General features: G+C 41.4%; 21 protein-coding genes. 11 read left to right on the plus strand and 10 right to left on the minus strand.

Going from position 1 to position 24,695, the window contains the following annotated elements; translation table 11 throughout:
- Window positions 1-3: 3 nt before the first annotated feature.
- Genes hisH through hisG form a run of 5 tightly spaced genes read right to left on the minus strand, consistent with a single transcriptional unit; the run spans window position 4 to window position 4,943 of the window.
- A complete protein-coding gene (hisH, locus tag IMPJCBKJ_RS14800) occupies window positions 4-594 on the minus strand; it encodes an imidazole glycerol phosphate synthase subunit HisH (protein ID WP_054552016.1) in 591 nt (196 codons plus the stop codon).
- Window positions 591-1,652, minus strand: a complete 1,062-nt coding sequence (gene hisB, locus IMPJCBKJ_RS14805) for a bifunctional histidinol-phosphatase/imidazoleglycerol-phosphate dehydratase HisB (RefSeq protein ID WP_054563884.1) — start codon at window positions 1,650-1,652, stop codon at window positions 591-593. The genes hisH and hisB overlap by 4 nt, the downstream gene beginning before the upstream one ends.
- Window positions 1,649-2,746 (minus strand): histidinol-phosphate transaminase, encoded by a 1,098-nt coding sequence (gene hisC, locus IMPJCBKJ_RS14810; protein WP_166340836.1) that lies wholly within the window; start codon window positions 2,744-2,746, stop codon window positions 1,649-1,651. The genes hisB and hisC overlap by 4 nt, the downstream gene beginning before the upstream one ends.
- On the minus strand, window positions 2,736-4,037 hold the full coding sequence (gene hisD / locus IMPJCBKJ_RS14815; RefSeq protein ID WP_166340837.1) for a histidinol dehydrogenase: 1,302 nt from the start codon (window positions 4,035-4,037) through the stop codon (window positions 2,736-2,738). Before hisD ends, hisC begins: the two co-directional genes overlap by 11 nt.
- A 6-nt stretch (window positions 4,038-4,043) precedes the next feature.
- A complete protein-coding gene (gene hisG, locus IMPJCBKJ_RS14820; protein WP_138616628.1) occupies window positions 4,044-4,943 on the minus strand; it encodes an ATP phosphoribosyltransferase in 900 nt (299 codons plus the stop codon).
- A 344-nt stretch (window positions 4,944-5,287) separates the two neighbouring features.
- Here hisG and IMPJCBKJ_RS14825 point away from each other — a divergent pair, with 344 nt between their 5' ends.
- Together IMPJCBKJ_RS14825 and IMPJCBKJ_RS14830 are read left to right on the plus strand one after the other, a co-directional pair.
- Complete coding sequence (locus IMPJCBKJ_RS14825; RefSeq protein WP_054552021.1) at window positions 5,288-5,521, plus strand: hypothetical protein; 234 nt, start codon at window positions 5,288-5,290, stop codon at window positions 5,519-5,521.
- A gap of 90 nt (window positions 5,522-5,611) precedes the next feature.
- Window positions 5,612-6,577: a sensor domain-containing diguanylate cyclase gene (locus tag IMPJCBKJ_RS14830; protein ID WP_166340838.1), complete on the plus strand. Its 966-nt coding sequence runs from the start codon at window positions 5,612-5,614 to the stop codon at window positions 6,575-6,577.
- 27 nt (window positions 6,578-6,604) lie between these two features.
- Here IMPJCBKJ_RS14830 and IMPJCBKJ_RS14835 read toward each other — a convergent pair whose 3' ends face one another.
- Together IMPJCBKJ_RS14835 and IMPJCBKJ_RS14840 are read right to left on the minus strand one after the other, a co-directional pair.
- Window positions 6,605-7,888, minus strand: a complete 1,284-nt coding sequence (locus tag IMPJCBKJ_RS14835) for a sodium:proton antiporter (protein ID WP_054552023.1) — start codon at window positions 7,886-7,888, stop codon at window positions 6,605-6,607.
- A 225-nt stretch (window positions 7,889-8,113) separates the two neighbouring features.
- A complete protein-coding gene (locus IMPJCBKJ_RS14840; protein ID WP_166340839.1) occupies window positions 8,114-9,193 on the minus strand; it encodes a mechanosensitive ion channel family protein in 1,080 nt (359 codons plus the stop codon).
- Window positions 9,194-9,580: 387 nt separating this feature from the next.
- On the opposite strand from IMPJCBKJ_RS14840, the gene IMPJCBKJ_RS14845 reads away from it, so the two are divergent.
- From IMPJCBKJ_RS14845 to IMPJCBKJ_RS14865, 5 genes are all read left to right on the plus strand, one after another.
- Window positions 9,581-11,776, plus strand: a complete 2,196-nt coding sequence (locus tag IMPJCBKJ_RS14845; RefSeq protein WP_138616634.1) for a pre-peptidase C-terminal domain-containing protein — start codon at window positions 9,581-9,583, stop codon at window positions 11,774-11,776.
- A 69-nt stretch (window positions 11,777-11,845) separates the two neighbouring features.
- The gene (locus IMPJCBKJ_RS14850) at window positions 11,846-13,708 is read left to right on the plus strand and encodes a M28 family metallopeptidase (protein WP_166340840.1); all 1,863 of its coding nucleotides are present in this window, start codon (window positions 11,846-11,848) and stop codon (window positions 13,706-13,708) included.
- Window positions 13,709-13,812: 104 nt separating this feature from the next.
- Window positions 13,813-15,729: an ATP-dependent DNA helicase gene (locus tag IMPJCBKJ_RS14855; RefSeq protein ID WP_054552025.1), complete on the plus strand. Its 1,917-nt coding sequence runs from the start codon at window positions 13,813-13,815 to the stop codon at window positions 15,727-15,729.
- Between the two features lie 10 nt (window positions 15,730-15,739).
- The gene (gene tsaB / locus IMPJCBKJ_RS14860) at window positions 15,740-16,432 is read left to right on the plus strand and encodes a tRNA (adenosine(37)-N6)-threonylcarbamoyltransferase complex dimerization subunit type 1 TsaB (protein WP_166340841.1); all 693 of its coding nucleotides are present in this window, start codon (window positions 15,740-15,742) and stop codon (window positions 16,430-16,432) included.
- A gap of 76 nt (window positions 16,433-16,508) precedes the next feature.
- Window positions 16,509-16,832 carry a hypothetical protein gene (locus IMPJCBKJ_RS14865; RefSeq protein ID WP_054552027.1) on the plus strand — a complete coding sequence of 108 codons (324 nt, stop codon included), beginning with the start codon at window positions 16,509-16,511 and terminating at the stop codon, window positions 16,830-16,832.
- 102 nt (window positions 16,833-16,934) lie between these two features.
- On the opposite strand, the gene IMPJCBKJ_RS14870 is transcribed toward IMPJCBKJ_RS14865, so the two are convergent.
- Window positions 16,935-18,224 (minus strand): alkaline phosphatase, encoded by a 1,290-nt coding sequence (locus tag IMPJCBKJ_RS14870; RefSeq protein WP_166340842.1) that lies wholly within the window; start codon window positions 18,222-18,224, stop codon window positions 16,935-16,937.
- A gap of 110 nt (window positions 18,225-18,334) precedes the next feature.
- Between IMPJCBKJ_RS14870 and IMPJCBKJ_RS14875 the strand changes: the two genes are divergently transcribed.
- The 3 genes from IMPJCBKJ_RS14875 to rnd all read left to right on the plus strand — a co-directional run bounded on the left by IMPJCBKJ_RS14875 (window position 18,335) and on the right by rnd (window position 22,144).
- Entirely contained in the window at window positions 18,335-19,186 is an 852-nt protein-coding gene (locus IMPJCBKJ_RS14875; protein WP_166340843.1) for an alpha/beta hydrolase, read from the plus strand.
- A 117-nt stretch (window positions 19,187-19,303) separates the two neighbouring features.
- Entirely contained in the window at window positions 19,304-20,965 is a 1,662-nt protein-coding gene (fadD, locus tag IMPJCBKJ_RS14880; RefSeq protein ID WP_054552030.1) for a long-chain-fatty-acid--CoA ligase FadD, read from the plus strand.
- 48 nt (window positions 20,966-21,013) lie between these two features.
- Window positions 21,014-22,144, plus strand: a complete 1,131-nt coding sequence (gene rnd / locus IMPJCBKJ_RS14885; RefSeq protein ID WP_063707455.1) for a ribonuclease D — start codon at window positions 21,014-21,016, stop codon at window positions 22,142-22,144.
- Window positions 22,145-22,174: 30 nt separating this feature from the next.
- Here the strand turns inward: rnd and IMPJCBKJ_RS14890 are convergent, their stop codons facing one another.
- Window positions 22,175-22,621 (minus strand): hypothetical protein, encoded by a 447-nt coding sequence (locus IMPJCBKJ_RS14890; protein ID WP_166340844.1) that lies wholly within the window; start codon window positions 22,619-22,621, stop codon window positions 22,175-22,177.
- A gap of 855 nt (window positions 22,622-23,476) precedes the next feature.
- Here IMPJCBKJ_RS14890 and IMPJCBKJ_RS14895 point away from each other — a divergent pair.
- A complete protein-coding gene (locus tag IMPJCBKJ_RS14895) occupies window positions 23,477-23,722 on the plus strand; it encodes a hypothetical protein (protein WP_166340845.1) in 246 nt (81 codons plus the stop codon).
- A 91-nt stretch (window positions 23,723-23,813) separates the two neighbouring features.
- Here IMPJCBKJ_RS14895 and IMPJCBKJ_RS14900 read toward each other — a convergent pair whose 3' ends face one another.
- On the minus strand, window positions 23,814-24,644 hold the full coding sequence (locus tag IMPJCBKJ_RS14900) for a sugar phosphate isomerase/epimerase (protein ID WP_166340846.1): 831 nt from the start codon (window positions 24,642-24,644) through the stop codon (window positions 23,814-23,816).
- Window positions 24,645-24,695 lie beyond the last annotated feature (51 nt).

The following is a 24,695-nucleotide window of genomic DNA, read 5'->3' on the forward strand; positions in this document are numbered from 1 at the left end:
AGCTTACAGCTGCCAATCTAAAAAGTTTTGTAAAAGTCGCGTGCCTACTTTGGCGCTTCGCTCTGGGTGGAACTGCATGCCTGCGTAGTTATCTTTAGCAACAATTGCTGAAAAAGCTTGCCCGTATTCACCGCTAACTAGGGTGGCATCGTTCACTGTGTGAGCAAAGCTATGCACAAAGTACACTTGATCTTGTGCCGATAACCCTTTGGTAAGGGCATGCTCTTTTAACACGCTTAGGTCATTCCACCCCATGTGTGGTGAGGTTAATGTGCCCACATCTAAGTGCTTAACAACACCCGGAATTTTGCCAAGGCAATCAACATTGCCTTCTTCTGTGCTGTCGCAAAGTAATTGCATGCCTAAACAAATGCCCATTAGCGGGCGTTGATATTCATCAATTGCTTGCTGCCAACCACCGTCTTTTAAACGCTTCATGGCAACAGAAGCATGACCTACGCCGGGTAAAATCGCACGTTCAAAGCCTTTTAGTTGCTCAGGTGAGGTGATCACCTCTGGCGTCTTCCCTAAGCGCTCAAAGGCAAAACGAACTGAGTTAATGTTGGCACAACCAGTATTAATTATGGCAATCATAAACACCCCTTAGAGCTGGCAGTTTGTTGTGAAGCATCTTTTGCAATCGCAGCGCGAAGTGCTCTTGCAAACGCTTTAAATAAGCCTTCAACTTGGTGATGACAGTTACCGTCGCTAACCGACAGAATTAGGCTCATGGCGGCATTATCACTTAAGCTTTTAAAGAAGTGTTCAACCATTTGCACGTCTAAGTCGCCGACTTTTTCACGGCTAAAATCGGCGTTTAATACAAATGAGGCACGGCCTGATAAGTCAATTTGCGCTTCTGCTTTACATTCATCCATAGGGAGTGCAAAACCATAGCGACCAATTTGCGTTTTTGTACCTAGCGCTTGTTTAAGGGCAAGGCCAAGTGCAATGCCGATATCTTCAACTAGGTGGTGCTCATCAATGTGTAAGTCGCCAGTGGCTTGAATATTAAGTCCGATATTGGCGTGAGTACGAATTTGGTCAAGCATGTGATCGAAAAAGCCAAGGCCAGTGCTAATTTCGCCATTTTTTGTTTGGTCTAAATTAACTTGCACATCAATTTGCGTTTCTTTGGTATTACGAGTGACACGGCCTTCACGGTTTGCGGTTGTCAGCTTAGTGACAATGGCATCCCAGCTGCCGTCATACAAAATGCCTTCGCAGCATAAGTTATTGGCAAGTCCGATGTCAGTTTGGCGGTCGCCAATCACAAATGAACGCGCTAAATCGACTTTACCTGAGCGCATAAGCTCAGTAAGTAAGCCTGTTTTTGGTTTACGGCAGTCACAATTTTGTTCATCAAAGTGAGGGCAGATCAGAACTTCATCAAATTTAATCCCTTGGCTGTTTAAGATATCCATCATCTTGTCTTGAGCAATATCAAAATCAGCGGTCGGGAAGCTATCAGTGCCTAAACCATCTTGGTTTGAAACCATAACAAGGCGGTAACCTGCCGCTTGAAGTTGTAATAGAGCAGGGATCACATTCGGCAAAAACACTAATTTTTCGAGGCTATCAACCTGTTTGTCGGTGATAGGCTCTTCGATAATCGTGCCATCGCGGTCAATAAATAAATATGGGTTGCTCATGATAATTCCTGTTCTACTGTTTTACTGGTCAGTGATAAGCCATCTAACCAAACTTTTACTTGTTCTAGTTCTTGCTCGTTACCGATAGAAATTCGTAACCAATCATCTTCGCCATATAAAGTGAAGGCACGCATTACGAGTCCTTGCTCAAGTGCGATATTAAATGATTGTTTGTCTTTTAATTTTAAAGTGACAAAGTTACCTTCACCGCTCAGTACTTTGATAACGGCAGGTGATTGCTCGAGCCAACTTTTTAGTTTGCTTTTTAAGCTATTTAGAATTGTCACCTGACGGCGCATTGAAGCGATGTTGTCGCTACTTAATGCATCTGAGGCAATGCTCGCCACCACCGTTGATACAGGGTAAGGCGCAATCACTTTACGAATAGGTGCAAGTAGCTCGCTGTTGGCTAGCGTGAAGCCCGTTCTTAAACCTGCAAGTGCAAATGCTTTTGATAAGGTTCTTAGTACCACAAGGTTACTAAACTCGTTGATCAGGCTTGCCGCTGTTTGTTCTGGGCAAAATTCTATATAAGCTTCATCCACCACTACAATCGCTTTACCCGCAAGTTGTTGGGTGATTTTTCTGATTTTGTCTAGGCTTGTCATGCTGCCGGTAGGGTTATTTGGATTACAAATAAACACCAACTTTGAATCAGCAACCGCAGTGACAATCTCATCAACGGTGCCTTTTAATAACAGCTCTTGAGTTAAACCGTTAATTGCAATGTTGTGGGTATCAGCAGTGACTTTGTACATGCCGTAAGTTGGCAAAAAGAGTGCAATGCTATCTTTAGCAGGGCTACAAAAAGTACGTACTAATAGTTCAATACCTTCGTCAGCGCCACGAGTCATCAGTACTTGCTCTGGCTCTAAATTAGCATAGCAAGCGTAACGAGTGATCACTTGCTGAGGCTGCGGATCTGGGTAGCGATTTAAATCAGCTAAATTGATATTTGGCGTACGTGAATACGGGCTTTCATTGGCATTTAACCACGTTGTGCCTGTCAGCTTTTCACTTTTCGCCGAACTGTAGGCTGTAAGCGCTGCAATGTTATCTGGCAACAGTGTTATTATTTTTGAATTATCGCTCATTGTTCATAGCCTCAAGACGAATCGAAACAGCATTGGCGTGAGCATCAAGCCCCTCTGCTGCAGCCAAAGGTAAAATTGCTTTAGATAATTCACGTAAGCCATTTTTACTGATGGTTTGCACTGTGTAAGTTCTAAAGAAGTCCAGTAAGTTTAAGCTCGAATAGGTCGCGCTGTAACCATACGTTGGTAGTACGTGGTTCGTGCCAGATGCATAGTCACCTGCAGACTCCGGAGTGTAATCACCCACAAATACTGAACCGGCATTTTTCACTAAGCTTAAATAAGGCTGCGCATCAGCAAGCTGTAGAATAAGGTGCTCAGGACCATATTGCGCAGACACTGCAAAGGCTTGCTCAACCGAGTCGACTAATATCAAGCTTGAGTTTGCTAGGGCTTGCTCGGCAGTGTCTTTACGACTTAATTTTGCTAGCTGCTCTGTTAATGCTTGCTGTGTTTTTTCAATAATACGCTCGCTGTTACACAGTAAAATAACCTGTGAATCAGCACCGTGCTCCGCTTGCGATAATAAATCTGCCGCAATAAACTCTGGGTTTGCACGCTCATCAGCAATCACTAGCACTTCAGAAGGGCCCGCTGGCATATCAATCGCCATACCTGGAATAGTTTGCGCAACAAGTTGTTTTGCCATGGTGACAAAGCTATTTCCCGGGCCAAAAATCTTGTTCACTTTAGGCACTGATTCTGTACCGTAAGCCATCGCTGCAATCGCTCCGGCGCCGCCACTTTCTACAATGGTTTTAATACCACATAGTTTTGCCGCATATAAAATGGCAGGGTTGATAGTTTCATCGGCTTTCACAGGTGTAGTAAGCACAACGGTTTGTGCACCACTCAACTGTGCAAGCACCCCTTGCATAATTACTGACGATGGCAGTGGCGCACTGCCACCTGGCACGTAAATACCTACCGCTTCAATGGCTTGATATTTAAGTTCACACAATACGCCAGGTTGCGTTGTTAACTTAATATCTTTAGGTAATTGTGCTTGGTGAAAGCGTTTTACATTGGCGTAGGCCGTTTCGATAGCGGCTTTTAACTCGTTTGATAATAACTGCTCAGCTTGGTTTATTTCTTCAACTGGCACTAATAAGCGAGGTGTTTCGCGCTTATCAAACTCTTTTGCCATCTTTAATAACGCTGCGTCACCTTGTGCTTTAACTGCATTTAAGATGTCGATGCAAATTGCTTCAACCTCTTTACTTGCAGTAACAGCAGGGCGGGTAAGTACCGCCTGCTGTGCTTGTTGATTTTCCTCATTCCAGCGAAACATGGATAATTACTCCATCATTTTTTCAATTGGCATAACAAGAATTGAGTTAGCACCTAGTGCTTTTAACTGTTCCATTGTTTCCCAGAAAAGGGTTTCGCTGCTAACCATATGTAGCGCAACATAATCGTCGCTACCAGCAAGCGATAGTAAAGTTGGTTGACCTGTGCCAGGTAGTAAGTCGCATACTTCATCAAGCTTTGCTTTTGGTGCGTGTAGCATGATGTATTTACTTTCTTTTGCTTGGCGTACACCACGTAAACGCGGCATTAGCGTATTGATTAAATCAAGTTTGCTTTGATCAGTTAGATTCTTGTTTTGAATTAAACATGCGTTTGATTCTAAGATGGTATCGCCTTGCATTAAGCCGTTTGCTTCTAACGTTGCACCTGTAGATACTAAGTCACAAATTGCATCAGCTAAACCAGCACGCGGCGCAACTTCAACAGAGCCCGTTAACATAACTGTGCTTGCGTTAATACCTTCGCGTTTTAGGTATTGGCTTAAGATTTCTGGGTAGGTAGTGGCAATGCGTTTACCTTCGAACCAGCTTTTATTTTGTGGACCAAGTTCTTGCGGCCATGCAAGTGCAAGGCGACAGTAACCAAAATCAAGCTTAGAAAGTTTGTTTACTTCGAATTCCACACCTTGGCGTTCGCGTTCGGCTTGTACTTCAACAAGTACGTTTTCACCTACGATACCCAAATCACACACACCGTCCATTACTAGGCCCGGAATATCGTCATCGCGTACACGAAGTACATCAATTGGCATATTGGTAGAGTGTGCGATTAAACGTTGTTCACGAAGATTTAATTTCACACCAAGTTGCTTTAGCAACTCTTGGCAGTCTTTTGATAAGCGGCCGCCTTTTTGGATGGCGATTCGTAAACGGTTGGTATTGCTCATTATTCATTTTCCTTTAATTCAAAAACTAAAAACCCCGAGGGAACCTCAGGGCGAAAATAAATAATTGGGTTGATTGCTCGCCAGAGGTTCCTTTTAGGAATAACCTCTCAGCGAAAAACCTGACAGGCTATTCCGGTGAATGATGGTGATGATGGATAGTTGTCAGATTGAAGCGCATAATTTTTCCTGTATTGCACTCGTTTGTATAAACCAGTACGTAAATCTGTTTAAATAAGTTACGTATATAGATAAACATGCTTTGCTAATATTTGGCAAGCATTTTTTTGCGAAATTAAAGTATATGCTATAACCGCCGATAATAAATGGATAGATAGGAGGTACAAATGGATATCATGATCCCCTTTTTAGGTCGAATTACACGGCTACAGTTAGAAAGTAAAGGCGCATTTCACATTGCGGGCGTAAAAGATGCGAACGTGCAGCGAATTGAACTTGAAAAACGCCAAAAACGAGAAATAGAGCGACGAAAAAAAGCTGCTAAAAAAGATGATAAAAGCGGTAAAAATGCCATAGAAGAAGATGAAGAGGGTAATAAACACCTAGATACATGGGCATAGCAGAAATTTAAGAAATTGTTTGTATGCAATAGACCATTTTTTTCTGCTAGGGTTAAGAAATACATGTGATTTTGATCAAAAGGCAATCTAATGGAACGACCAGCAGTGCCGTTAAATGAGCAAGCAAGGCTTGAAGAGCTTCGCTCTTTGGATGTATTAGACTCTCAGAGCGACCCCGCCTTTGACCGAATCACTCGCCTTGCCCAACAGTTTTTCTCTGTGCCAATTTGTGTCATTAGCTTAATTGACGAGCATAGACAGTGGTTTAAGTCATGTGTGGGGTTAGATGTGACAGAGACTGCAAGAGACATTTCTTTTTGCGCCCATGCAATTTTATATAAAGACCCCCTAGTGGTTGAAAATGCCTTAAACGATAAACGTTTTGCAGATAACCCGCTGGTAATGGGTGACCCAAATATTCGTTTTTATGCAGGTTGCCCAATCACACTTAAATCAGGAAATAGAATTGGCACTTTGTGCCTTATTGATCACCAACCTCGCAGTTTTAACAATAAAGATACTAAAGTTTTAAAAGACTTTGCAGCAATTGTCGAGCGTGAGTTTGCGGTTATGCAATTAGCAACCACAGATGAGCTTACCTTATTACCCAATCGTCGGGGTTTTATTAGCACAGCTGAACATTACCTTGATTTATGCATTCGCCAGCATTTAAAAGCAAAATTGGTATTTATAGATTTAGATAACTTTAAAGCAATTAACGACCAGTTCGGTCATGCTGCAGGCGATCGGTTGCTAAAAGATTTTGCAAGGTTGCTGGAAAGCTGCTGTCGCAAAGCGGATTTATATGCGCGGTTGAGCGGTGATGAGTTTGTAATTTTGTTTACAGATTTAAATACCAGTGATTGCGAGGCTATTATGCAGCGTTTATTTTTGTCATTCAGTCACTTACCTAATAGTTTTAATAATCAAGTTGAACTTAGCTTTTCCTATGGCATTGCCGATTTTTCAGATCAGCAGCCTTGCTCGCTGACTAAATTACTTGCTGTTGCAGACGCACGAATGTATGCCGATAAAGCACAAAAAAAGGCTCGATAATCGAGCCTTTAAAGTAAAAATCAGTGCTTAATTTTTCGCTTCTGCTGATTGAATACTGCTTTGGATCAACGGCGATATTGTCAAACCTTGTACGATAATCGAAAAGATCACCACCACATAAGTGACAATAACAATCAAGTCATGTAAATCAGAGCCTGCGATCATTACTTGATCGCGTGGGATGGCAGCTGCCATTGCAAGCGCTAACCCCCCCCGTAAGCCACCCCAAGTGAGTATTTTCACTGAGTGTTTATCGTACTGGCGGTACTTTTTAAAGAATACAAATGGCGTGCCTACACTTAAAAAACGAGCCAGCAACACCACAGGCACCATGAGTAAACCTAAGCCAATTTCTTCAAGAGTAATAGGCATGGTGACAATTAGCATTCCGATGATCAAAAACAGCAAGGCATTTAAAAAGCTATCTGTGGCATGCCAAAAGTCTTTCACGTAGCGAGTATCTTCAGGCCCGGTACGCTCTGTTGCTTTTGAACGAGTAATATTGCCAAGTAAGATACCACTGGTGACCATAGCAAGGGCACCTGAGATTTCCCAAATATTTGCTGCTGCAAAGCCGGCTGTTGGAATGGTCAGGGTTAGTAGCAAACGAATGTTCACATCGCGGCTATTAATAATTAAAAAATGCCCGACTAACGCAATCACCAGACCAAACACGATACCGCCAATTGCATCAACTAAAAACAATTCTGCAACATCAGTAAAGGTAGCTTCGGTGCCATAAAAGGCCACTGAAAATATCGTTGTGAAAATCACTAAACCAATACCATCATTAAACAAAGACTCACCTTCAACTTGCACAGAAATACCTTCTGGGGCTCGCATTTGTTTAATAATGGCTAACACTGCAATCGGGTCGGTTGGGCTGATTAAAGCACCAAACAATAAACAGTAAATAAACGGTACTGGCCAGCCAACAAAAGCAAACAAATAATAGCTTAAGTAACCAACGATAACCGTTGAGGTAATGGTTGAAAATAATACTAATGCGGTAATTTCCCACCGTTGCTTACGAAGGGCTGCTAAGTTGATTTCTAGCGCACCCGCGAACAGCAAAAAGCCGAGCATCCCTTTTAATAGCAACTGATTAAAGTTGATACTGGAGACAACTTGAGTCATTTCGAGGGCGGTGGTATCACCAAGCATTTTAACGGCAAGTATAAGAAGTAGAGAAATAACAACAGAACCTGTTGTTATAGCAATTGTAGTTTGCATTTTGAGGATGAATTGGTTAGCAAAAGCAATAAAAATAGCTAATGCTGAAAGAAAACAAATGAGGTACCAAGCATTCATTGTTTGACCTTAAATATTTGTATAACAAGACGCAGAAAGCAGTCACTTTCTGGCCGCATATAGTACGCCTCTAAAATAGGTATGTCACAGTGTTTATGCGATTTTTATGACATTTTAGAGTAAAAATTCAAGGTGCTGATTGCATATGTATAATCGCTGTTAATAATGTCTCAAAAGAGACAAAAAAAACCTGATGAATGTGCAATTATGATAACTTCAGTTAGGTCAATCAGCCTGTTTAAAGTGGGCTGATTCTTGGCTGGTATTTATAGCTCTGATTGGGTAAGGGATCACAATTCCTTCTTTTGCGTAACGTTGATGTAATGCTTTGATAAACGCAGATTTTACCCAAAAGCGGTTAAAGTACTCTTTTGCTCTTAACATCACCGTAAAATTGATGCTTGATTGGTCAAAAGTATGAAAGACTACAAAGGTCTCGTAATCATCGATGCCCCATTTATGGCTTTTTAAGATCTGTCTTGCTACATCCAAAGTTACTTGCTCAACTTTTTCAAGGTCGGAGCCATAATGAACACCCACCTCAACGGGGACGCTGAGCTCTTTTTCGGGATAAAAGTAGTTAATGATGCGTGATTTAGACAGCTGACTATTGGGGATGACTATCATGTTGTTCGGCAACATTTTCACCCAGGTTGAGCGCCAACCAATTTTCTCAACAAACCCTTGGTCGCCACTTTCAAGCTCTATAAAGTCGCCGACCCGAATTGGTTTATCAATCACCAACTGCACGCCAGAAAAAAAGTTTTCGAGTGTCGGTTGCAAAGCCAAAGCGACGGCAAGAGAGGTAATGCCTAATGAGGCAATAATTGGGGTGATTGATATGCCTAACGTGCCTAATAACACCAATAAGCCAACACACACAATAGCACAGCGGATCAAGCCTTTAATGATGCTATGACTATTCGAAACCACCACCGAGCGGGCACTGTAATAATCAACGGTACCAAATAAGAAATGATCTAAAAATAACACTAAGGCAAAAATACAAATGGATTTAGCGGTGGCCGCAATAGGTAAGGGGTGCTCAGCCATAAAGCCGGTGGTGTTCAATAACTGACCAAAAATGATCACAAGCACCATCATTGTGCATAAGGTCAATGGTGTAGAGAGTGAGTCAACCAATAAAGAGTCGAACACAAAGTCAGTGCGTTGAGTCCATTTTTTTAAACAATAGATAATTACAAACCTCAATAAGAACAAAGCGATAGCGGCTAGTGCAATGCCTCCAATGACAACCAGCCAAGGCTCATTTAGCCATTCATTTTGTATCAACTCAGTATTCATGCTTAGTCCTTAAATTCTAGGTACTTGGTATTGCTGCAAATTATGTACCCAGGCTTTTTGTGGATATTTAAGCCTTCAGCTTTGAACCACAAATAATGAAATGAGCAATATTAAATGCAAATAAAAGGTACAAATGTATATCAAATGTTATTATTTTGTATCAATAATTTTACACTTTCACTTTGTTTGTTAACAATTAATAAACTTTAATTTTCTTATCCTACTGTTAATTATAGGGTTTTAGTTTAGAGTTAATACTTTATTTGTAAATTTTTTGTTTCATTTTCAATTTCGTTCCAATCAATCTAGGCTGGTCACTAATCGGGAACAGTGCAGTCCGGTTACTAGGAAAATATTAAATACATAACAATCTAACGGAGCGTAAACGTGAATTTATCTAAAATCACACTAGCAACTCTTGCTGCTTTTGCTTTGACTCAAGCAACAAGTGCAGTAGCTGCGAACAAGAAATACCTAAACGAACAAACAGGGATTAACCAAGCTTTGCAAACCAATGCATCATCTGTATTGAGTGCAAATCCAAATCAGTTAGTTGGTTTAGGTGCAGGGAATGATTTAGTTGTATTAAAAGAAATCAAAACCAGTAACGGCAACACCACGCGCCGTTATCAGCAGATGTATCAAGGTCTACCTGTCATCGGCGATACGGTTAGCCTTACATTTGATGGTAATGGCCAATTAAAGCGCGCACATGGTGCAGCGGTGTATGACATTGCCGCCGACATCGACTCAGTGTCTCCGGCACTTAACAAGAAAAAAGCAATGGCGAAGGGCCTTGCTAACTCACCCGCAGCAATTAAATCAGTTGGGTTAAAAAAGCATAATGAACAATCACGCTTAGCTATTTGGCTAGATGAAGACAGCGTTGCACACCTAGTGTATGAAGTATCTTATGTGACGTATGGTGATAACCCATCTCGTCCGTATCAAATTATTGATGCAAACAGCGGTGAAGTTTTATTTAGCTTCGATAACTTACAACATGCCAGTGCAACGGGCCCAGGCGGTAACTTAAAAACCGGTAAATACATTTACGGTACTGATTTTGATAGCCTAGATGTTACTCAGTCAGGCAGTACTTGTACGATGAATAACGCTAACGTAAGAACCATTAATTTAAATGGTGGTACAAGTGGTTCGTCAGCGTATTCGTTTACATGCCCAGAAAATACCTTTAAAGAAATAAACGGTGCGTACTCGCCTTTAAATGATGCACATTATTTTGGTAACGTTATTTTCAATATGTATAGCGACTGGTTAGGTACCGCGCCTTTAACCTTCCAGCTAAAAATGCGTGTTCATTATGGTAATAACTACGAAAATGCATTTTGGGATGGCAGTGCCATGACATTTGGTGATGGTCAAAATACGTTTTATCCGCTGGTTAGCCTTGATGTATCGGCCCATGAAGTGAGCCATGGTTTTACCGAACAAAATTCAGGGCTTATTTATTCAGGTAAATCAGGTGGTTTGAACGAAGCTTTCTCTGATATGGCAGGTGAAGCAGCTGAGTTTTACATGAAAGGCTCAAATGACTGGTTAGTGGGTCAGGAAATCTTTAAAGGTAACGGTGCATTACGTTACATGAATAACCCCACCCAAGATGGCAGCTCGATTGACCATCAAAACAATTATTACTCTGGTATGGATGTGCACTACAGCTCAGGTGTATTCAACAAGGCATTTTATAACCTTGCAACAACACCAGGTTGGGATACGCAAAAGGCGTTCGTCGTGATGGCACGCGCTAACCAACTTTACTGGACAGCCAGCACAAACTGGGATTTAGCAGGTAACGGCGTGATGGATGCAGCGTGTGATTTAAATTATGAACCAGCAGATGTTCAAGCTGCGCTTGCGGCGGTTGGCGTGACTTCGAGCTTGAGTGCGGGTAGTAGCTGTGGAACAACGGAGCCACCTCCGGGCGGTGATGAAGAACTAACCAATGGTGTGCCACGTACAGGGATCAGTGGTGCTGCTAAAGATCAAATGTTCTTTACTCTTGAAGTGCCAGCAGACGCAACGAACTTGCAATTCAATACAACTGGTGGAAGTGGTGATGCAGACCTTTACGTTATGTATGGCGCAAAACCAACACTGAGCAACTTTGATTGTAAAAGCACTTCATCTAGCAGTACAGAAAGCTGCGCTATTAGTAACGTACAAGCAGGTACTTACTACGTAATGGTAGAAGCGTGGAATCAAATTTCAGGTGTATCACTCACAGGTAGCTATGATTCGGGTAGCGGTGGTGGTGTAACGCCGATTAACCGCACTGAGTCTAACTTGAGTGTAGCAAGAAATGGCTGGACTCGTTTTACACAAGATCTAGATGCGGGTTATTCGTCACTGGATGTGACTATTTCTGGGGGCTCTGGTGATGCTGACTTGTATGTGAATTTTGGTTCGCAATCGACAACATCTAGCTATGACTGCCGTCCATATAAAAACGGCAATAGCGAAACCTGTACATTTACAAACCCTCAAGCGGGTACTTGGTATATCGACCTTCGCGGCTACAGCGCTGCAAGTGGTGTAACTCTCACCATTTCGGCTAACTAGCCACCCTTTTAGGGAGCTTCGGCTCCCTTTTTTATTTTCATTAAAATACACATCATAAAAGGATTGATTATGACAACCCGCCTAACACAGTGCTTAGTAGGCTTTGCCACACTGTCACTGAGCCAACTAAGTTATGCAGCGCAAGACGAAACAATTTGGGTCACTATTGATGCCCTTGCTGCTGAGCACTTTCAACAAGATACCGTGAGTAAACGTAAACTAAACAGCAATTTTGCGATGCAAAAATCGGTTTTGAATCAAGTTAATTTTATGCGCGTTAACAAGCAGGATATCGCTGGTTTAAGTGAGTTTATGCACGATAACTATCATCGCTGCGGTGGTTTTGTAGCCCATGACTCATTAGCAGATGCAGAGCTCTATACCCAGCAATTAAATGCGGTTTCGCAGACTGCGATGAATGCGAGCCTAGTAAACTACAGTATTGATAATGCCGCGACAGTTAATGCGCTAATATCATCGATTGATAGTAGTGAACTGAGCGATACGGTTAATAGCATGATGAACTTTCATAACCGATATTATGCCGTGCAAAGTGGTGTTGATGCAGCTGATTGGTTAAAGAGCCATTGGCAGCAAATAGCCAGTAGCCGCAGTGATATCAGTGTTGAGTATTTTAACCATAGTTTTTCGCAATCATCAGTTATTGTGACCATTCCTGGTGCAGAAAAAGCAGATGAAATTGTCGTTATTGGTGGCCATTTAGACTCAATCAATCAGTCTAATCCAAGTAATGGCCGAGCTCCTGGTGCAGATGATAATGCCTCGGGTATTGCAGTGCTCACACAAACCCTCAAAGCAATAGTGGAAAATAACTATCAACCTCAGCGGACCATACAAATTATGGGGTTTGCCGCTGAAGAAGTAGGCCTAAGGGGCTCAAAAGATATTGCTCAAAGTTATAAAACACAGGGTAAGAATGTTGTAGGCATGGTACAGTTTGATATGACTGGCAATAACGGCAGTAGCACAGATATTGTGATGATGACAGATTACACAAACTCATCGCAAAATCAGTATTTATCGCAGTTGCTCGATGCTTACCAGCCCGCAGTGAGCTATGGCTTTGATCAATGTGGTTATGGCTGCTCAGATCATGCCTCTTGGTATCAACAAGGGTTTGCCGCCTCAATGCCATTTGAATCAACGATGAGTGACATTAACCCTTTGATCCACACATCAAATGATGCCCAATTTGATGCGGCTCACGCGAGTAAGTTTGCAAAACTAGCAGTGAGCTATGTTGCTGAAATGGCAAAAAATGCCGGTGATGTGGTAACTGAGCCGACTAATCAGCTTGAAAATGGCGTAGCTAAAACAGGTTTGTCGGGCGCAGCAAAAGATCAGTTATTCTTTACACTTGATGTACCCGCAATGAGCAGTAACCTTGAGTTTGTAACTGAGGGCGGCTCGGGCGATGCCGATTTATACGTTAAATTTGGCAGTAAACCAACTTTACAAGACTTTGATTGTAAAAGCACAACCTCTACAAGTAATGAAAGTTGTGTGATGTCGTCAGTTCAAACTGGCACGTATCATGTCATGGTTGAAGCGTGGAATGAGATTTCGAATGTGTCACTCACGGGAAGTTATAGCACCTCAGGTGGCGGCGAAAACGTTGACCGAACTGAGACAAACGTGAGTGTCGCTACCGGTAGTTGGCAGCGCTTTACTCAACAAATACCGGCAGGCCTTAGTAATTTAACGGTGACTATATCTGGCGGTAGTGGCGATGCAGATTTGTATGTTAACTATGGCTCAGCGTCAACAAGTTCAAATTATCTATGTCGGCCCTACAAAAATGGTAACGAAGAAAGTTGTCAATTTGATAACCCACAAAGTGGAACTTGGTACATAGATTTACAGGGTTACCGAGCTGCATCGGGCGTTACATTAACGATTCAAGGACAATGATTTAAACGCAATCATACTTTTAACCATGAGGAAGCCTTGCTTCCTCATTTAGTCTTGCCCTTGGCAAGTCAGTTACGTAAAATCTGCCCATCACTTTTAATCTATTGGCGAAGTTTATCAAACAACTTTTCAGTGCCACTGGCCCCCTTGCACTTTCTCTTGATGGATATACTCCTCGGCAGCCACAAATTGACATGGCTGTTGCAGTTGATGATGCCTTAAAAAAACGTCACCAATTAGTGGTTGAGGCGGGCACAGGCACGGGTAAAACCTATGCTTACTTAGCGCCTGCGTTAAAATCAAAAGGCAAAACCATCATCTCTACGGGTTCAAAAGCACTACAAGAGCAGTTGTTTCACCGTGATTTACCCAATTTAGTCAAAGCACTGAGCGCTACTAAAAAAGTTGCCCTTTTAAAAGGCCGCGCGAATTATTTGTGTACGTATCGTTTAAGTCAGCATGTTGCGCATGTGCCAACTGATGATCCTGATGTAATGCATCAACTCGCGATGGTAGCAAAGTTTGCAAGTGAAACCCGTTCCGGCGATTTGGCAGATTGTATCGGCATAGAAGAAGACGCCAAGGTACTTCCTTATGTTAGCTCAACCGCTGATAACTGTTTGGGTAAAGAGTGCCCCGATTTTCAAGACTGTTATATTCGCAAAGCCCGCTTAAATGCCATGGAAGCCGATGTAGTGGTGATCAACCATCATTTGTTTTTTGCTGATATGGCTGTGAAAGACACAGGTTTCGCTGAATTAATGCCCACGGCAGACGCCTACATTTTTGATGAGGCGCATCAGCTCAGTGAAATTGCCAGTGACTATTTTGGTGAAAGTGTTAGCACTAAAAAGCTGGTGGATTTAATTAATGACTTACGTGCGATATACCGTGCAGATATCCCCGATATGCTGCAATTAGGTAAAACCCTCAACAAGTTAGAAACCAGCGTGGCAGATTTACGCTTGCAGTTTGGGCTTGATGGTAGCCGTGGTGATTGGCGTGAAAAGCTGGCTGATAAAGAGATTTGTGCAGCACTGCACCGGGTCATTAGCGACCTCGACTTTTTATACCAAGTATTAAAGTTATGCTTAGACCGTAGCGAAAAAATAGAGCATCCGTTTGAGCGCACACTGGCCTTTAAAGGTCAGTTAGAGCGGGTATTTGATACCGCACAAACGGGCTATAGTTATTGGTACGAAACCACTCGCCGATACCTAACGGTAAACATTACACCACTTAATGTATCGGCTAAATTTGCACAGATGATGAAAGACACAGGAGCAGGTTTTGTGTTTACATCGGCGACTTTATCGGTCGATAACGACTTAGCGCACTTTAACGCTAGTCTTGGCTTAAAACCAACGCAAAGCATGATTGTTGAAAGTCCGTTTGATTATCAACAACAAGCACTACTTTGCTTACCGCGCTACTTACCTGAGTCACATGCGAATAATATGCCCCACGCAATTATCAAGCTGACCCTTGAGTTGATTAAATCAGCAAAAGGTCGCTGTTTTGTGCTGTTTACTAGTTATCGTATGATGCACTTAGTGGCTGAAGGTTTAACCACGCAGATGGATTATCCGGTTTATATGCAAGGGCAAATGTCTAAACGCATTATCCTTGAGAAGTTTACCCGTCACGGTAATGCCGTTTTACTCGGCACAGCCTCATTTTGGGAAGGCGTAGATGTTAGAGGCAGTACATTAAGTTGTGTTATCATTGATAAATTGCCGTTTGCCGCACCAGATGACCCATTGTTGCAAGCAAAAATGCAAGATTGCCAGTTACAAGGCAAAGACCCATTTGCGCATATTCAATTACCCCAAGCGGTCATTGCATTAAAGCAAGGGGTAGGGCGACTTATTCGCGATAGTAAAGATAAAGGTGTGTTGGTTATTTGTGATAACCGCCTAGTAACACGCCATTACGGCCAAGTATTTTTAAAAAGTTTGCCACCTATGCGCCGCACGCGCGATTTAGCAATGGCAAACGCGTTTTTAGAACAGATCAATTAGAGTAACTTAGATGATTAAACACAATATTCTTGCCTTAGATGCATCAACTGAAGCTTTATCGCTGGTGCTACATTATCAAGGGCAAACATTTCATCATTTTGAAGAGTGCCCACAGCAGCACAGCCAAAAGATTTTGCCTTTAATTGATGAGTTACTCGTAAAGGCGCAATGTAAACTAACCGACTTAGATGTGATTGGTTTTGGTCAAGGACCGGGTAGCTTTACGGGCGTGCGTATCAGTGTTGCGATTGCACAAGGTTTAGCTTATGCCGCACGCTTACCTTTGGTTGGCGTATCAACATTGCAGATGATGGCACAACAAGCGTTTGAGCAAGACCAAGCCAGCGATGTGTTTTCTGCTATTGATGCACGTATGGGTGAAATTTATTACGCTCATTATAAAGCTGATGATAATGGCCTGATGACGCTTGTTGATGAAGAGCAAGTCATTAAACCTGAGTTGCTAACGCTACCTGAAATGGCTGCAACAGCGGTGGGTACAGGTTGGCAGACCTATCCTGCACTTGTTACTGAACTTGCAAATGTAAGCTTAAATGAAAACATTTTACTGCCTGATGCGAAGTACATGCTGGCCTCGGTTGCCACTGCTTATGCTCACGGTGATACAGTCACTGCAGCGAATGCGCAGCCTAAATATGTTCGTGATACAGTGACTTGGAAAAAGCTACCTGGCCGAGAGTAACTGAGAGAGTAACGAGACTTGCGTGCCCGTCAATTATGGCACATAATTTAGTCATGTTTGATGTGGAATTACGAGTTTGACTTTACCTATTGGCTCAGGCTTTTATACCGGTGACATTCCCGGTCAATATAGCCGTAAAAATACCATTACTGATAAGCCTAAAGCGATATCAGACCAAACGGCTGAGCAAAAATCGTCAACAGAGTATGTTAAATCAAGTCCTCAAGCTGTTGCTATTGCCGATGAATTTAAAGCTGAGTCGCAAAGCTATCAGCAAACAATTTATGACAAACCAAGCAACCCAAAAACCAGTCGCGCGATTTCAACCTATACGGAATTTGCTAACTTAGAGCGCCGCGCCGAAGTGCAAAGCCTTATTGGCGTTGATGTATATGCATAGCTAACTGGTATGATTAATAAAAGCTAAAACTGAATTCATAAAAAAGCCTAAACAAAATGTTTAGGCTTTTTTATGATTGAACAGTATTTCTAAGCAATAAAATTACTGCTTAATAAAATCTATCAGCTTGTCGGCAATCGCAGTATTGTTTTGCGAACCGTAGAAATCTTCTGCACGTTTACCATAGGCAAATACTTGTACATCAATAGCGGTGTGGCCACCAGTAGTCCACCCCGTGAAGCTGGCATGATTGATGATATCTTTTACAGCAAGTAGCAGTGCTTTATCGCCCATTTTCTTAGCTTCGCTTAGCTTGATGCTGTTTGCATCAGTAAATTCGATATCAGAATACTTTTGCCATACTGCTTTTAAGTCATCGTTTTCAAGTAGATCTTTTGTGATAGTGCCGGCAGTTGCTTTAACACCTTTAACAACGTCAGTTTCCCACTTATATTGACCATGCGCGCCCAGTGTTAAGCCACCTGTTGAGTGATCGGCAGTGATAACAAGTAGGGTATCTGGGTTTTTATCTACATACGCTTTTGCTTGCTCAATCGATTTAGCAAAGTCGTCCATTTCGCCCATTGCACATGCAATGTCGTTTGCATGACCACACCAGTCAATTTGGCTACCTTCGATCATTACAAAGAAACCTTTGTCGTTTTGACCATCAAGTAAATCAAGTGCTTTAGTTGTCATTTGCGTAAGGCGCGTTGGATTTTCGTCAAGCGCAAACGGTAAACCAACTTCAGCAAATAAACCAAGAGCAGGAACTTGCTTTAAGTCATTCATTGCAGCAAAGTCATCGCTGTATTGATAGCCAGCGGCTTTAAACTCTTCCACTAGATTACGGTCTTCACGAACGTAATATTTCGTGCCGCCACCTAACATTAAATCAACCGGTAATTTACCCGCGATTTTGTTATCGATATAGTCGTTAGCAATCTCGTCGTAGTTACGGCGTGATTCGTTATGTGAAGCAAAGCTTGCTGGTGTGGCGTGGTTAATTTGCGAAGTAGCTACGAGAGCTGTTGTCATACCGCGCTCTTTGGCAACTTCAAGCATAGTTTTTACAGGTTTTTTATCAGTATCAACGGCAATTGCGCCATTATAACTTTTATGACCACTGCTTAGTGCTGTTGCACCTGCAGCGCTATCTGTTACATAGGTATGATCGTCAGGGTAGGTATGTGCCATCCCACGTAAAATTGTATCGAAAACAGTTGGGTCAACAACTTTAGTTTTTGGATCATCTTTAAAGTAACGATATGCAGTTGTGTACGCTGGGCCCATACCATCACCAATCATATAAATGATGTTTTTTGGTGCTGATTCAGCCATTACTGAGCCTGCTGAGCATAATAATGCTAAAAGACTTAATTTTAATTTCATTGATGTAACCTTATTATTGTGCCCTTATTTATACTGCGGGGATTATTGTATACTAGCCAGACGATAAATAAACGCCTTTAAGTTGAAACGCTTAATAAATAGGAGTAATTGTGCAACCTTTTTCTTTTCAAACTGGCACACAGGCAATGCATGGCCTAACCTTTGGACATGGTGAAGAGGTTGTGATTGCCTTACATGGTTGGCTTGATAACGCACATAGTTACATACCTATGTTACAAAATGCGAAGCTAAATCAGCGTTGGTATTGCCTTGATTTTCCTGGCCATGGTTTATCTGATTGGCGAAGTAGTGACGCCCATTATTACTTTATTGACTACATTGATGACGTCTATAAGTTTATTGAGTCGCTTGATGTAACGAAAGTGCATTTAGTTGGCCATTCTATGGGCGCCATGGTGGCTGGCGTTTTTGCGAGCTGCTTCCCTGAAAAGGTAGCATCGGTAAACTTTATTGAGGGAATTGGCTGCGTTACAACCAACAGCAATGAAGTGAGCGGCCAACTTCGTAAAGCAATATTAAATAGAGCGCGGGTAAACAGCAAAGGCCCTCGCGCATTTGACTCAAAAGCGCACATTATTAGTGCAAGGCTTGCAAGTGGTGACCTTGAATACCCACAAGCTGAGTTATTAATGACACGAAATAGCTACGAAAAAGCAGGCAAGTGGTACTTAACAACCGATCCAAAGCTTAAAAATCACTCAGGATTTCGCTTTGATGAAGCACAATGTATTGCAACCATTAAACAAATTAACGCGCCATGTCAGCTTATTTTAGGCGATGAGGGGTTTCCTTTTGTAAAGCAAAACTTAGAAGCATATGGTAAATATTACAAAGAGTTAAAAATTCATAAGATACCTGGTGGTCACCATTGCCATATGCAATTTCCTGCATTAACCTTAGAACACGTTCATGCATTTATTGGGCAGTATAAAGCAAGTTAATTGTATAATTGCACCAAATGTGGGATTATCTGCACCATTAGAGTATTTACTCCATTGAGAAACGGCCTTAGTTAGCTTAAGGTTATTAAAAAATATAATTATAAACAGGAGCTAAGAGTGGAAAAAATCTGGCTTAAACGCTACCCAGAAGGTATGCCTGAAACAATCGACCCTGAGCATTATCACTCGCTACTCGACTTGTTTGAAAAAAGTTTTGCTGACTTTAGTGACCTTCCAGCTTTTACCAACATGGGTAAAGAGTTGACCTATCGTGAGTTAGACAGTGCTACAAAACGTGTTGCGTCGTACATTCAAAATGATCTTGGTCTTAAAAAAGGCGATAAAGTAGCGGTTATGATGCCGAACTTACTACAAACGCCTGTGACTATCTTAGGTATTCTTCGTGCAGGCTGTGTAGTGGTGAATGTAAACCCACTTTATACCGTGCGTGAATTAGAGCATCAGTTAAATGACTCAGAGTCTTCAGCAATTTTTATTCTTGCAAACTTTGCCGATACTCTAGAGAAAGCATTACCAAAAACTAACGTCAAGCACATCGTGGTTACTCAAGTGGGTGACATGGTCGGCGGCCTTAAAAAGCACATCGTTAATTTTGTGGTGAAGCACGTTAAGAAAATGGTGCCTAGCTACTCATTGCCAAATGTGATCAAATTTGCAGATGCGCTTGCTGGTGATGAAGCTGGTTACAAAAAACCTGAAGTTGATTTAAACGACTTAGCATTTTTGCAATACACAGGCGGTACAACGGGTGTATCTAAAGGTGCAATGCTATCGCATGGCAACATGGTTGGTAACCTTGAGCAAGTATCAGGTTGTCTAGACAAAGTATTAGAGCGCGGAAAAGAAGTGGTTATCACAGCACTGCCGCTTTATCACATCTTTGCACTGACAGCGAACTGCCTAACATTTATGAAATACGGTGGTTTAAACGTACTTATCACAAACCCTCGTGATATGCCGGGCTTTGTTAAAGAGCTAGCACAGCACAAATTTACGGCGGTAACGGGTGTAAATACGCTATTTAACGGTTTACTAAATACCCCAGGTTTTGCTGAACTTGATTTCTCAAGCTTAAAAATGTCACTTGGTGGTGGTATGGCGGTACAGCGTCCAGTTGCTGAAAAATGGCAAGCTGTAACGAAGACAAAATTAATGGAAGGTTATGGCTTAACTGAATGTGCGCCACTTGTAACTGTTAGCCCTTACGACCTTGAAGGTTATAACGGTTCAATCGGTTTACCTGCTCCTAGCACTGATATTAAGCTTATGCTTGAAAATGGTGAAGAAGCAGCGAAAGGTGAGCCGGGCGAGCTTTGGGTTAAAGGCCCACAAGTTATGCAAGGTTATTATAACCGCCCAGATGCAACAGCAGAATGCTTAAAAGATGGCTGGTTTGCAACAGGTGACATTGCTACTTACGATGATGAAGGCTTCTTCTACATTGTTGATCGTAAGAAAGACATGATTATCGTATCTGGCTTCAACGTGTTCCCAAATGAGATCGAAGAAGTAGTCGCTATGCACGATGGCGTGCTTGAAGTAGCAGCTATCGGTATCCCTCACGAGGTCAGTGGCGAACAAGTTAAAGTTTTTGTCGTGAAAAAAGATCAATCTTTAACTGAAAAAGATATAATAAAGCACTGTCGTGATAATTTAACGAACTATAAGGTGCCTAAACTCGTTGAGTTTAGAGATGAACTACCAAAAACAAACGTTGGTAAGATTCTAAGAAGAGCCTTAAAGGACGAAGAAAAATAATTAAAGCCGGCATTAGCCGGCTTTTTTATGGTAAAGAAAGGGGTATAAGTGCAATATCAACTGATCGAAACGCAAAATCAATTAAATGATTTTGTAGAAAAAATTACAGGTAAACCGGTTCTGGCAATTGATACCGAGTTTATGCGTCGTCGTACGCTTTACCCTGAAGTTGCACTTATTCAAGTATACGATGGTGAGCATTTAGCGTTAATCGACCCTCTGGCTGAGCTGTCGCTTTTTGATTTTTGGCAAGTACTTAAAAACCCTGAGGTGTTAAAGGTACTACATTCACCGTCAGAAGATATTGAAGTGTTTCAAAAATACGCTGGCTTTGTACCAACACCACTGTTTGATACCCAGTTTGCACTACAAATACTAGGCCATGGTAACTGCATGGGCTTTGCGCACATGGTTAAAGAGTTACTTGATATCGAAATTGATAAAAGTGAATCGCGTACTAATTGGTTACAGCGCCCGCTCACTGAAAAGCAGCTAGATTATGCCGCTGCCGATACGTATCACTTATTGCCTTGTTTTGAAATTATTAAAAAACAAATTGATGAAGCTGGCTTTTTTGACATTGTTATCAGCGAAAGCGAGTTAGTCGCGCAAAAACGTGCTTACCAAACGCCCGCAGAGCAGCTCTACAAAGACATTAAAAATGCATGGCAATTACGACCGCACGACTTAGCGGTATTACGCGAGCTTGCTGCATGGCGCCGTGAAAAGGCTGAGCGCAAAAACCTCGCGCTTAACTTTGTGGTTAAAGAGCACAACATGGTTGAAATTGCTAAGCGCAAGCCTGCAAGTTTAAATGCGTTACGCAGAGTGCCAGGTGTTGAGCCAATGGAAGTTAACCGTTCGGGCGTTGAAATTTTAAAATGTATTGAGCGTGGTAAAGCTGTTCCTGTTAGTGAACAACCAGCACAATTAAAACGATTAATTGATTTTCCGGCATATAAAAAAGCCGCAAAAGATATTAAACAAAAAATTACTAAAGCTGCAAAAGAGCAGGGCATTCCTGAAGATGTATTGGCCTCTAAAAAACAGATTAACCAGCTGATCAGCTGGAATTGGAAGCTCGATGCCGATGAACGTAAAGCAGCATCAAAGCCAGATCTATTCAACTCATGGCGCTATGAGTATGTGAAAGACGTACTTAAAGAGTGGCAAAACTAATAAAAGCCCTTTATTGCTATTTACTTATCATTATAGGCCCTGAAACTTGCTGCGTTTATGAGTTACCTGTAACCAATGCAGCAAGTTATAATCATACCGTTTTAATCTTTGTAGTTGTCTAGACGTTAAACTATAAAAAGGGGCAAAAATAAAAAACTTTTCACCTATAATAATTACACAATTAAACCCAAACTTAGAATATTGTTTAATCAACTTCGTTTTAGTTGCTTCTATATGCGCGTTGCCAAAAGGCGAGCTATAAAATACTCCGTGGCGACAGATTGTGAGTTCATTTTTACTACTAAGTATTAATAATGTTAGAACTAACGAAATTAACATGAATAGTATAAGAAGCGGCTCATATAAAAAGTGCTTCTGTGAAAGGGTTTTTAAAAGGTATACAAAAATAGCCTCAAGGCTAGCTAACATCAGCCATATGCTTTTTTCAGAAGTCTTTCTTAAATTCAATACTTTCATTCTCAGTCCTTGAGAGGTTTTTTAATATAATACTTCGCAACTTAGATAAAACAATCTGCCGAAAAAATGAAAGTAAAAGCTGTTTTTAATGTTTTATTATTAATTCCTAATGGTGTGATTTATTTATCTTGTTGAAAATAAATAAGATATTAAACAATGAAAGGTATAAGATATATCTAAAAGAGGGTAGTAGAATAAGTCACGTCATATATCTCCATTAAGGATAATGAGTTATTGAAAACGGCCAAACTATTCTTTGTACATATTTTTGTGAAAATGATCGACGAGAGTATATTAATGTATTTATCTTTACATAAAAGATTTTAAAAAACTTGTAATAGCAATACCTTAAGTAATTTGTTAAAACTATATCAAAGAGGTAAGCCACATAACAAACCGCTGTAGATCTGGAAGGAACATGCTGGGATTAAAGAATGTGAATCGTCCCCGCTTGTTAATATAGCCATCCTTTTTGTCCCTATGCGAGATGGGTGGTACATTTAAGGATATTCCCGCAATTAATTTTGACGTTGATATTTTTTAAATATAAACAGATGCATTGAACGGAAATTTAGGAGTGCTTTTGTGAAAGGGACTGCATTCATTCTTCTCATCGTAGCAGTTTTCGGTATTCTAAAACTCATTGCTCCGAAGATTGTGGAGTTTTTGCCTGAGTGGGTAAATGGACTTATTTTTCTCATTGTATTTTTAGTTTTGTGTTTTCAATTTGGGCGATTTATCTTTAAACACCGAAGAAAGGACGATTAGCTGTTCGTTTTAAAGCGTATAACAAACAATTTAAGCCGTCGTTCGGTCGTTTCCACAGTGTGATTTTGGCATCAATAGGATTAAGATATGGAAAACTATGCACTAGCTGGCTTGGGGTTGCTAATAGTGTTCAATATATTAATTAGTTTAGTAATTTCTAAAAGAAATGATTTTGAAACTTTTCAAAAATTAGCACAAACAGTGCTGGTTTGGTTACTCCCCGTCATAGGTGGAGCTGGGATCTTGATATTCTATAAAAGTATAGATAAACCAATCAGGAAACCTGAAAGCTTTGCAAAACGTTCTGAAGGCAATAGCTCCTGGCAAGATTAACCCTAATATAGAGCTGTGAGTGAGCAACTATTTAAATTAAATCCGAGCCATGAGCTCACGTGTTTAAAGCGAGCTCACTTCTAAAGTAACCCTACAAACCAAGTAAAATCTTATCTAAGTTTTGTTTTGATTTAGCAACGCTTTGTAGTGGGGTTAATCCGCTTGGGTATTCTTCTTGCTCAAGCACTAACCATTTGGTGTTGCCGTGCGACTCTAAACTATCGATGATGGCAGGCCAATCAATGTCGTTTTCGCCGATAATAGGGCTCAGGTTGCTCCCCTCAATCGTACGTACTTTAATGTGCGTAGCAAGCGTGCGGTTAGGGTACATTTTAATAAAGTAGATTGGATCTTTAGCAGCGTAATTGACCCAGCCAATATCTAACTGTAATGGCATGGTCTTGGGGGTATTAGTGGCAATGTAATCCCAAAACGTTGCGTTATTAAATGCATTAAACTCTTTATTATGATTGTGAAAACCGATCTTCATATCAAAGCGGGTCGCATAATCACTGACTTTAGTAAGCTCTTTAACCAGAGACTTAACTCCCTCAGGGTGCCATGCTCTTTCATCCCAAGGTACATAAAGTGTAGTAACGCCAAGGGTCTTGTAAAACAGCAGGGTGCTATCAATGCTGTTTTCACTGAGTGCATCAAAGCCGATATGGGCGCTACTGGCAACTAAGCCTAATTCACTGAGCTTTGCTTTCAAGGCTGCTGGGTTATTTGAGTATGGGCCAAAGTCTCCGGCAAACTCCACGCCGTCAAACTCCATTTCGGCAAGAGACTTAAGCGTACCGTCAAAGTCATTTTTTAAAGTGTCTTTGACTGACCATAGCTGCACACTCACGGGCAGTTTTGCGAATAATTGACCACTAAATACAAGGCTAATAATGAGCAATAAAATGCGGGTTTTAAACATACTTCAATCCTAAAAAAGCAGGGGGCTGCCCCCCTGCACAGTGTTACAAAT

This window comes from Pseudoalteromonas sp. MB47 (assembly GCF_011319765.1).
Lineage (GTDB): Bacteria > Pseudomonadota > Gammaproteobacteria > Enterobacterales > Alteromonadaceae > Pseudoalteromonas > Pseudoalteromonas simplex.

Excerpts from the sequence above, each read along its gene's own strand:
- hisH (WP_054552016.1), bottom strand. The coding sequence starts at position 594 with ATGATTGCCATAATTAATACTGGTTGTGCCAACATTAACTCAGTTCGT.
- hisB (WP_054563884.1), bottom strand. The coding sequence starts at position 1,652 with ATGAGCAACCCATATTTATTTATTGACCGCGATGGCACGATTATCGAA.
- hisC (WP_166340836.1), bottom strand. The coding sequence starts at position 2,746 with ATGAGCGATAATTCAAAAATAATAACACTGTTGCCAGATAACATTGCA.
- hisD (WP_166340837.1), bottom strand. The coding sequence starts at position 4,037 with ATGTTTCGCTGGAATGAGGAAAATCAACAAGCACAGCAGGCGGTACTT.
- hisG (WP_138616628.1), bottom strand. The coding sequence starts at position 4,943 with ATGAGCAATACCAACCGTTTACGAATCGCCATCCAAAAAGGCGGCCGC.
- IMPJCBKJ_RS14825 (WP_054552021.1), top strand. The coding sequence starts at position 5,288 with ATGGATATCATGATCCCCTTTTTAGGTCGAATTACACGGCTACAGTTA.
- IMPJCBKJ_RS14830 (WP_166340838.1), top strand. The coding sequence starts at position 5,612 with ATGGAACGACCAGCAGTGCCGTTAAATGAGCAAGCAAGGCTTGAAGAG.
- IMPJCBKJ_RS14835 (WP_054552023.1), bottom strand. The coding sequence starts at position 7,888 with ATGAATGCTTGGTACCTCATTTGTTTTCTTTCAGCATTAGCTATTTTT.
- IMPJCBKJ_RS14840 (WP_166340839.1), bottom strand. The coding sequence starts at position 9,193 with ATGAATACTGAGTTGATACAAAATGAATGGCTAAATGAGCCTTGGCTG.
- IMPJCBKJ_RS14850 (WP_166340840.1), top strand. The coding sequence starts at position 11,846 with ATGACAACCCGCCTAACACAGTGCTTAGTAGGCTTTGCCACACTGTCA.
- tsaB (WP_166340841.1), top strand. The coding sequence starts at position 15,740 with ATGATTAAACACAATATTCTTGCCTTAGATGCATCAACTGAAGCTTTA.
- IMPJCBKJ_RS14870 (WP_166340842.1), bottom strand. The coding sequence starts at position 18,224 with ATGAAATTAAAATTAAGTCTTTTAGCATTATTATGCTCAGCAGGCTCA.
- IMPJCBKJ_RS14890 (WP_166340844.1), bottom strand. The coding sequence starts at position 22,621 with ATGAAAGTATTGAATTTAAGAAAGACTTCTGAAAAAAGCATATGGCTG.
- IMPJCBKJ_RS14895 (WP_166340845.1), top strand. The coding sequence starts at position 23,477 with ATGGAAAACTATGCACTAGCTGGCTTGGGGTTGCTAATAGTGTTCAAT.
- IMPJCBKJ_RS14900 (WP_166340846.1), bottom strand. The coding sequence starts at position 24,644 with ATGTTTAAAACCCGCATTTTATTGCTCATTATTAGCCTTGTATTTAGT.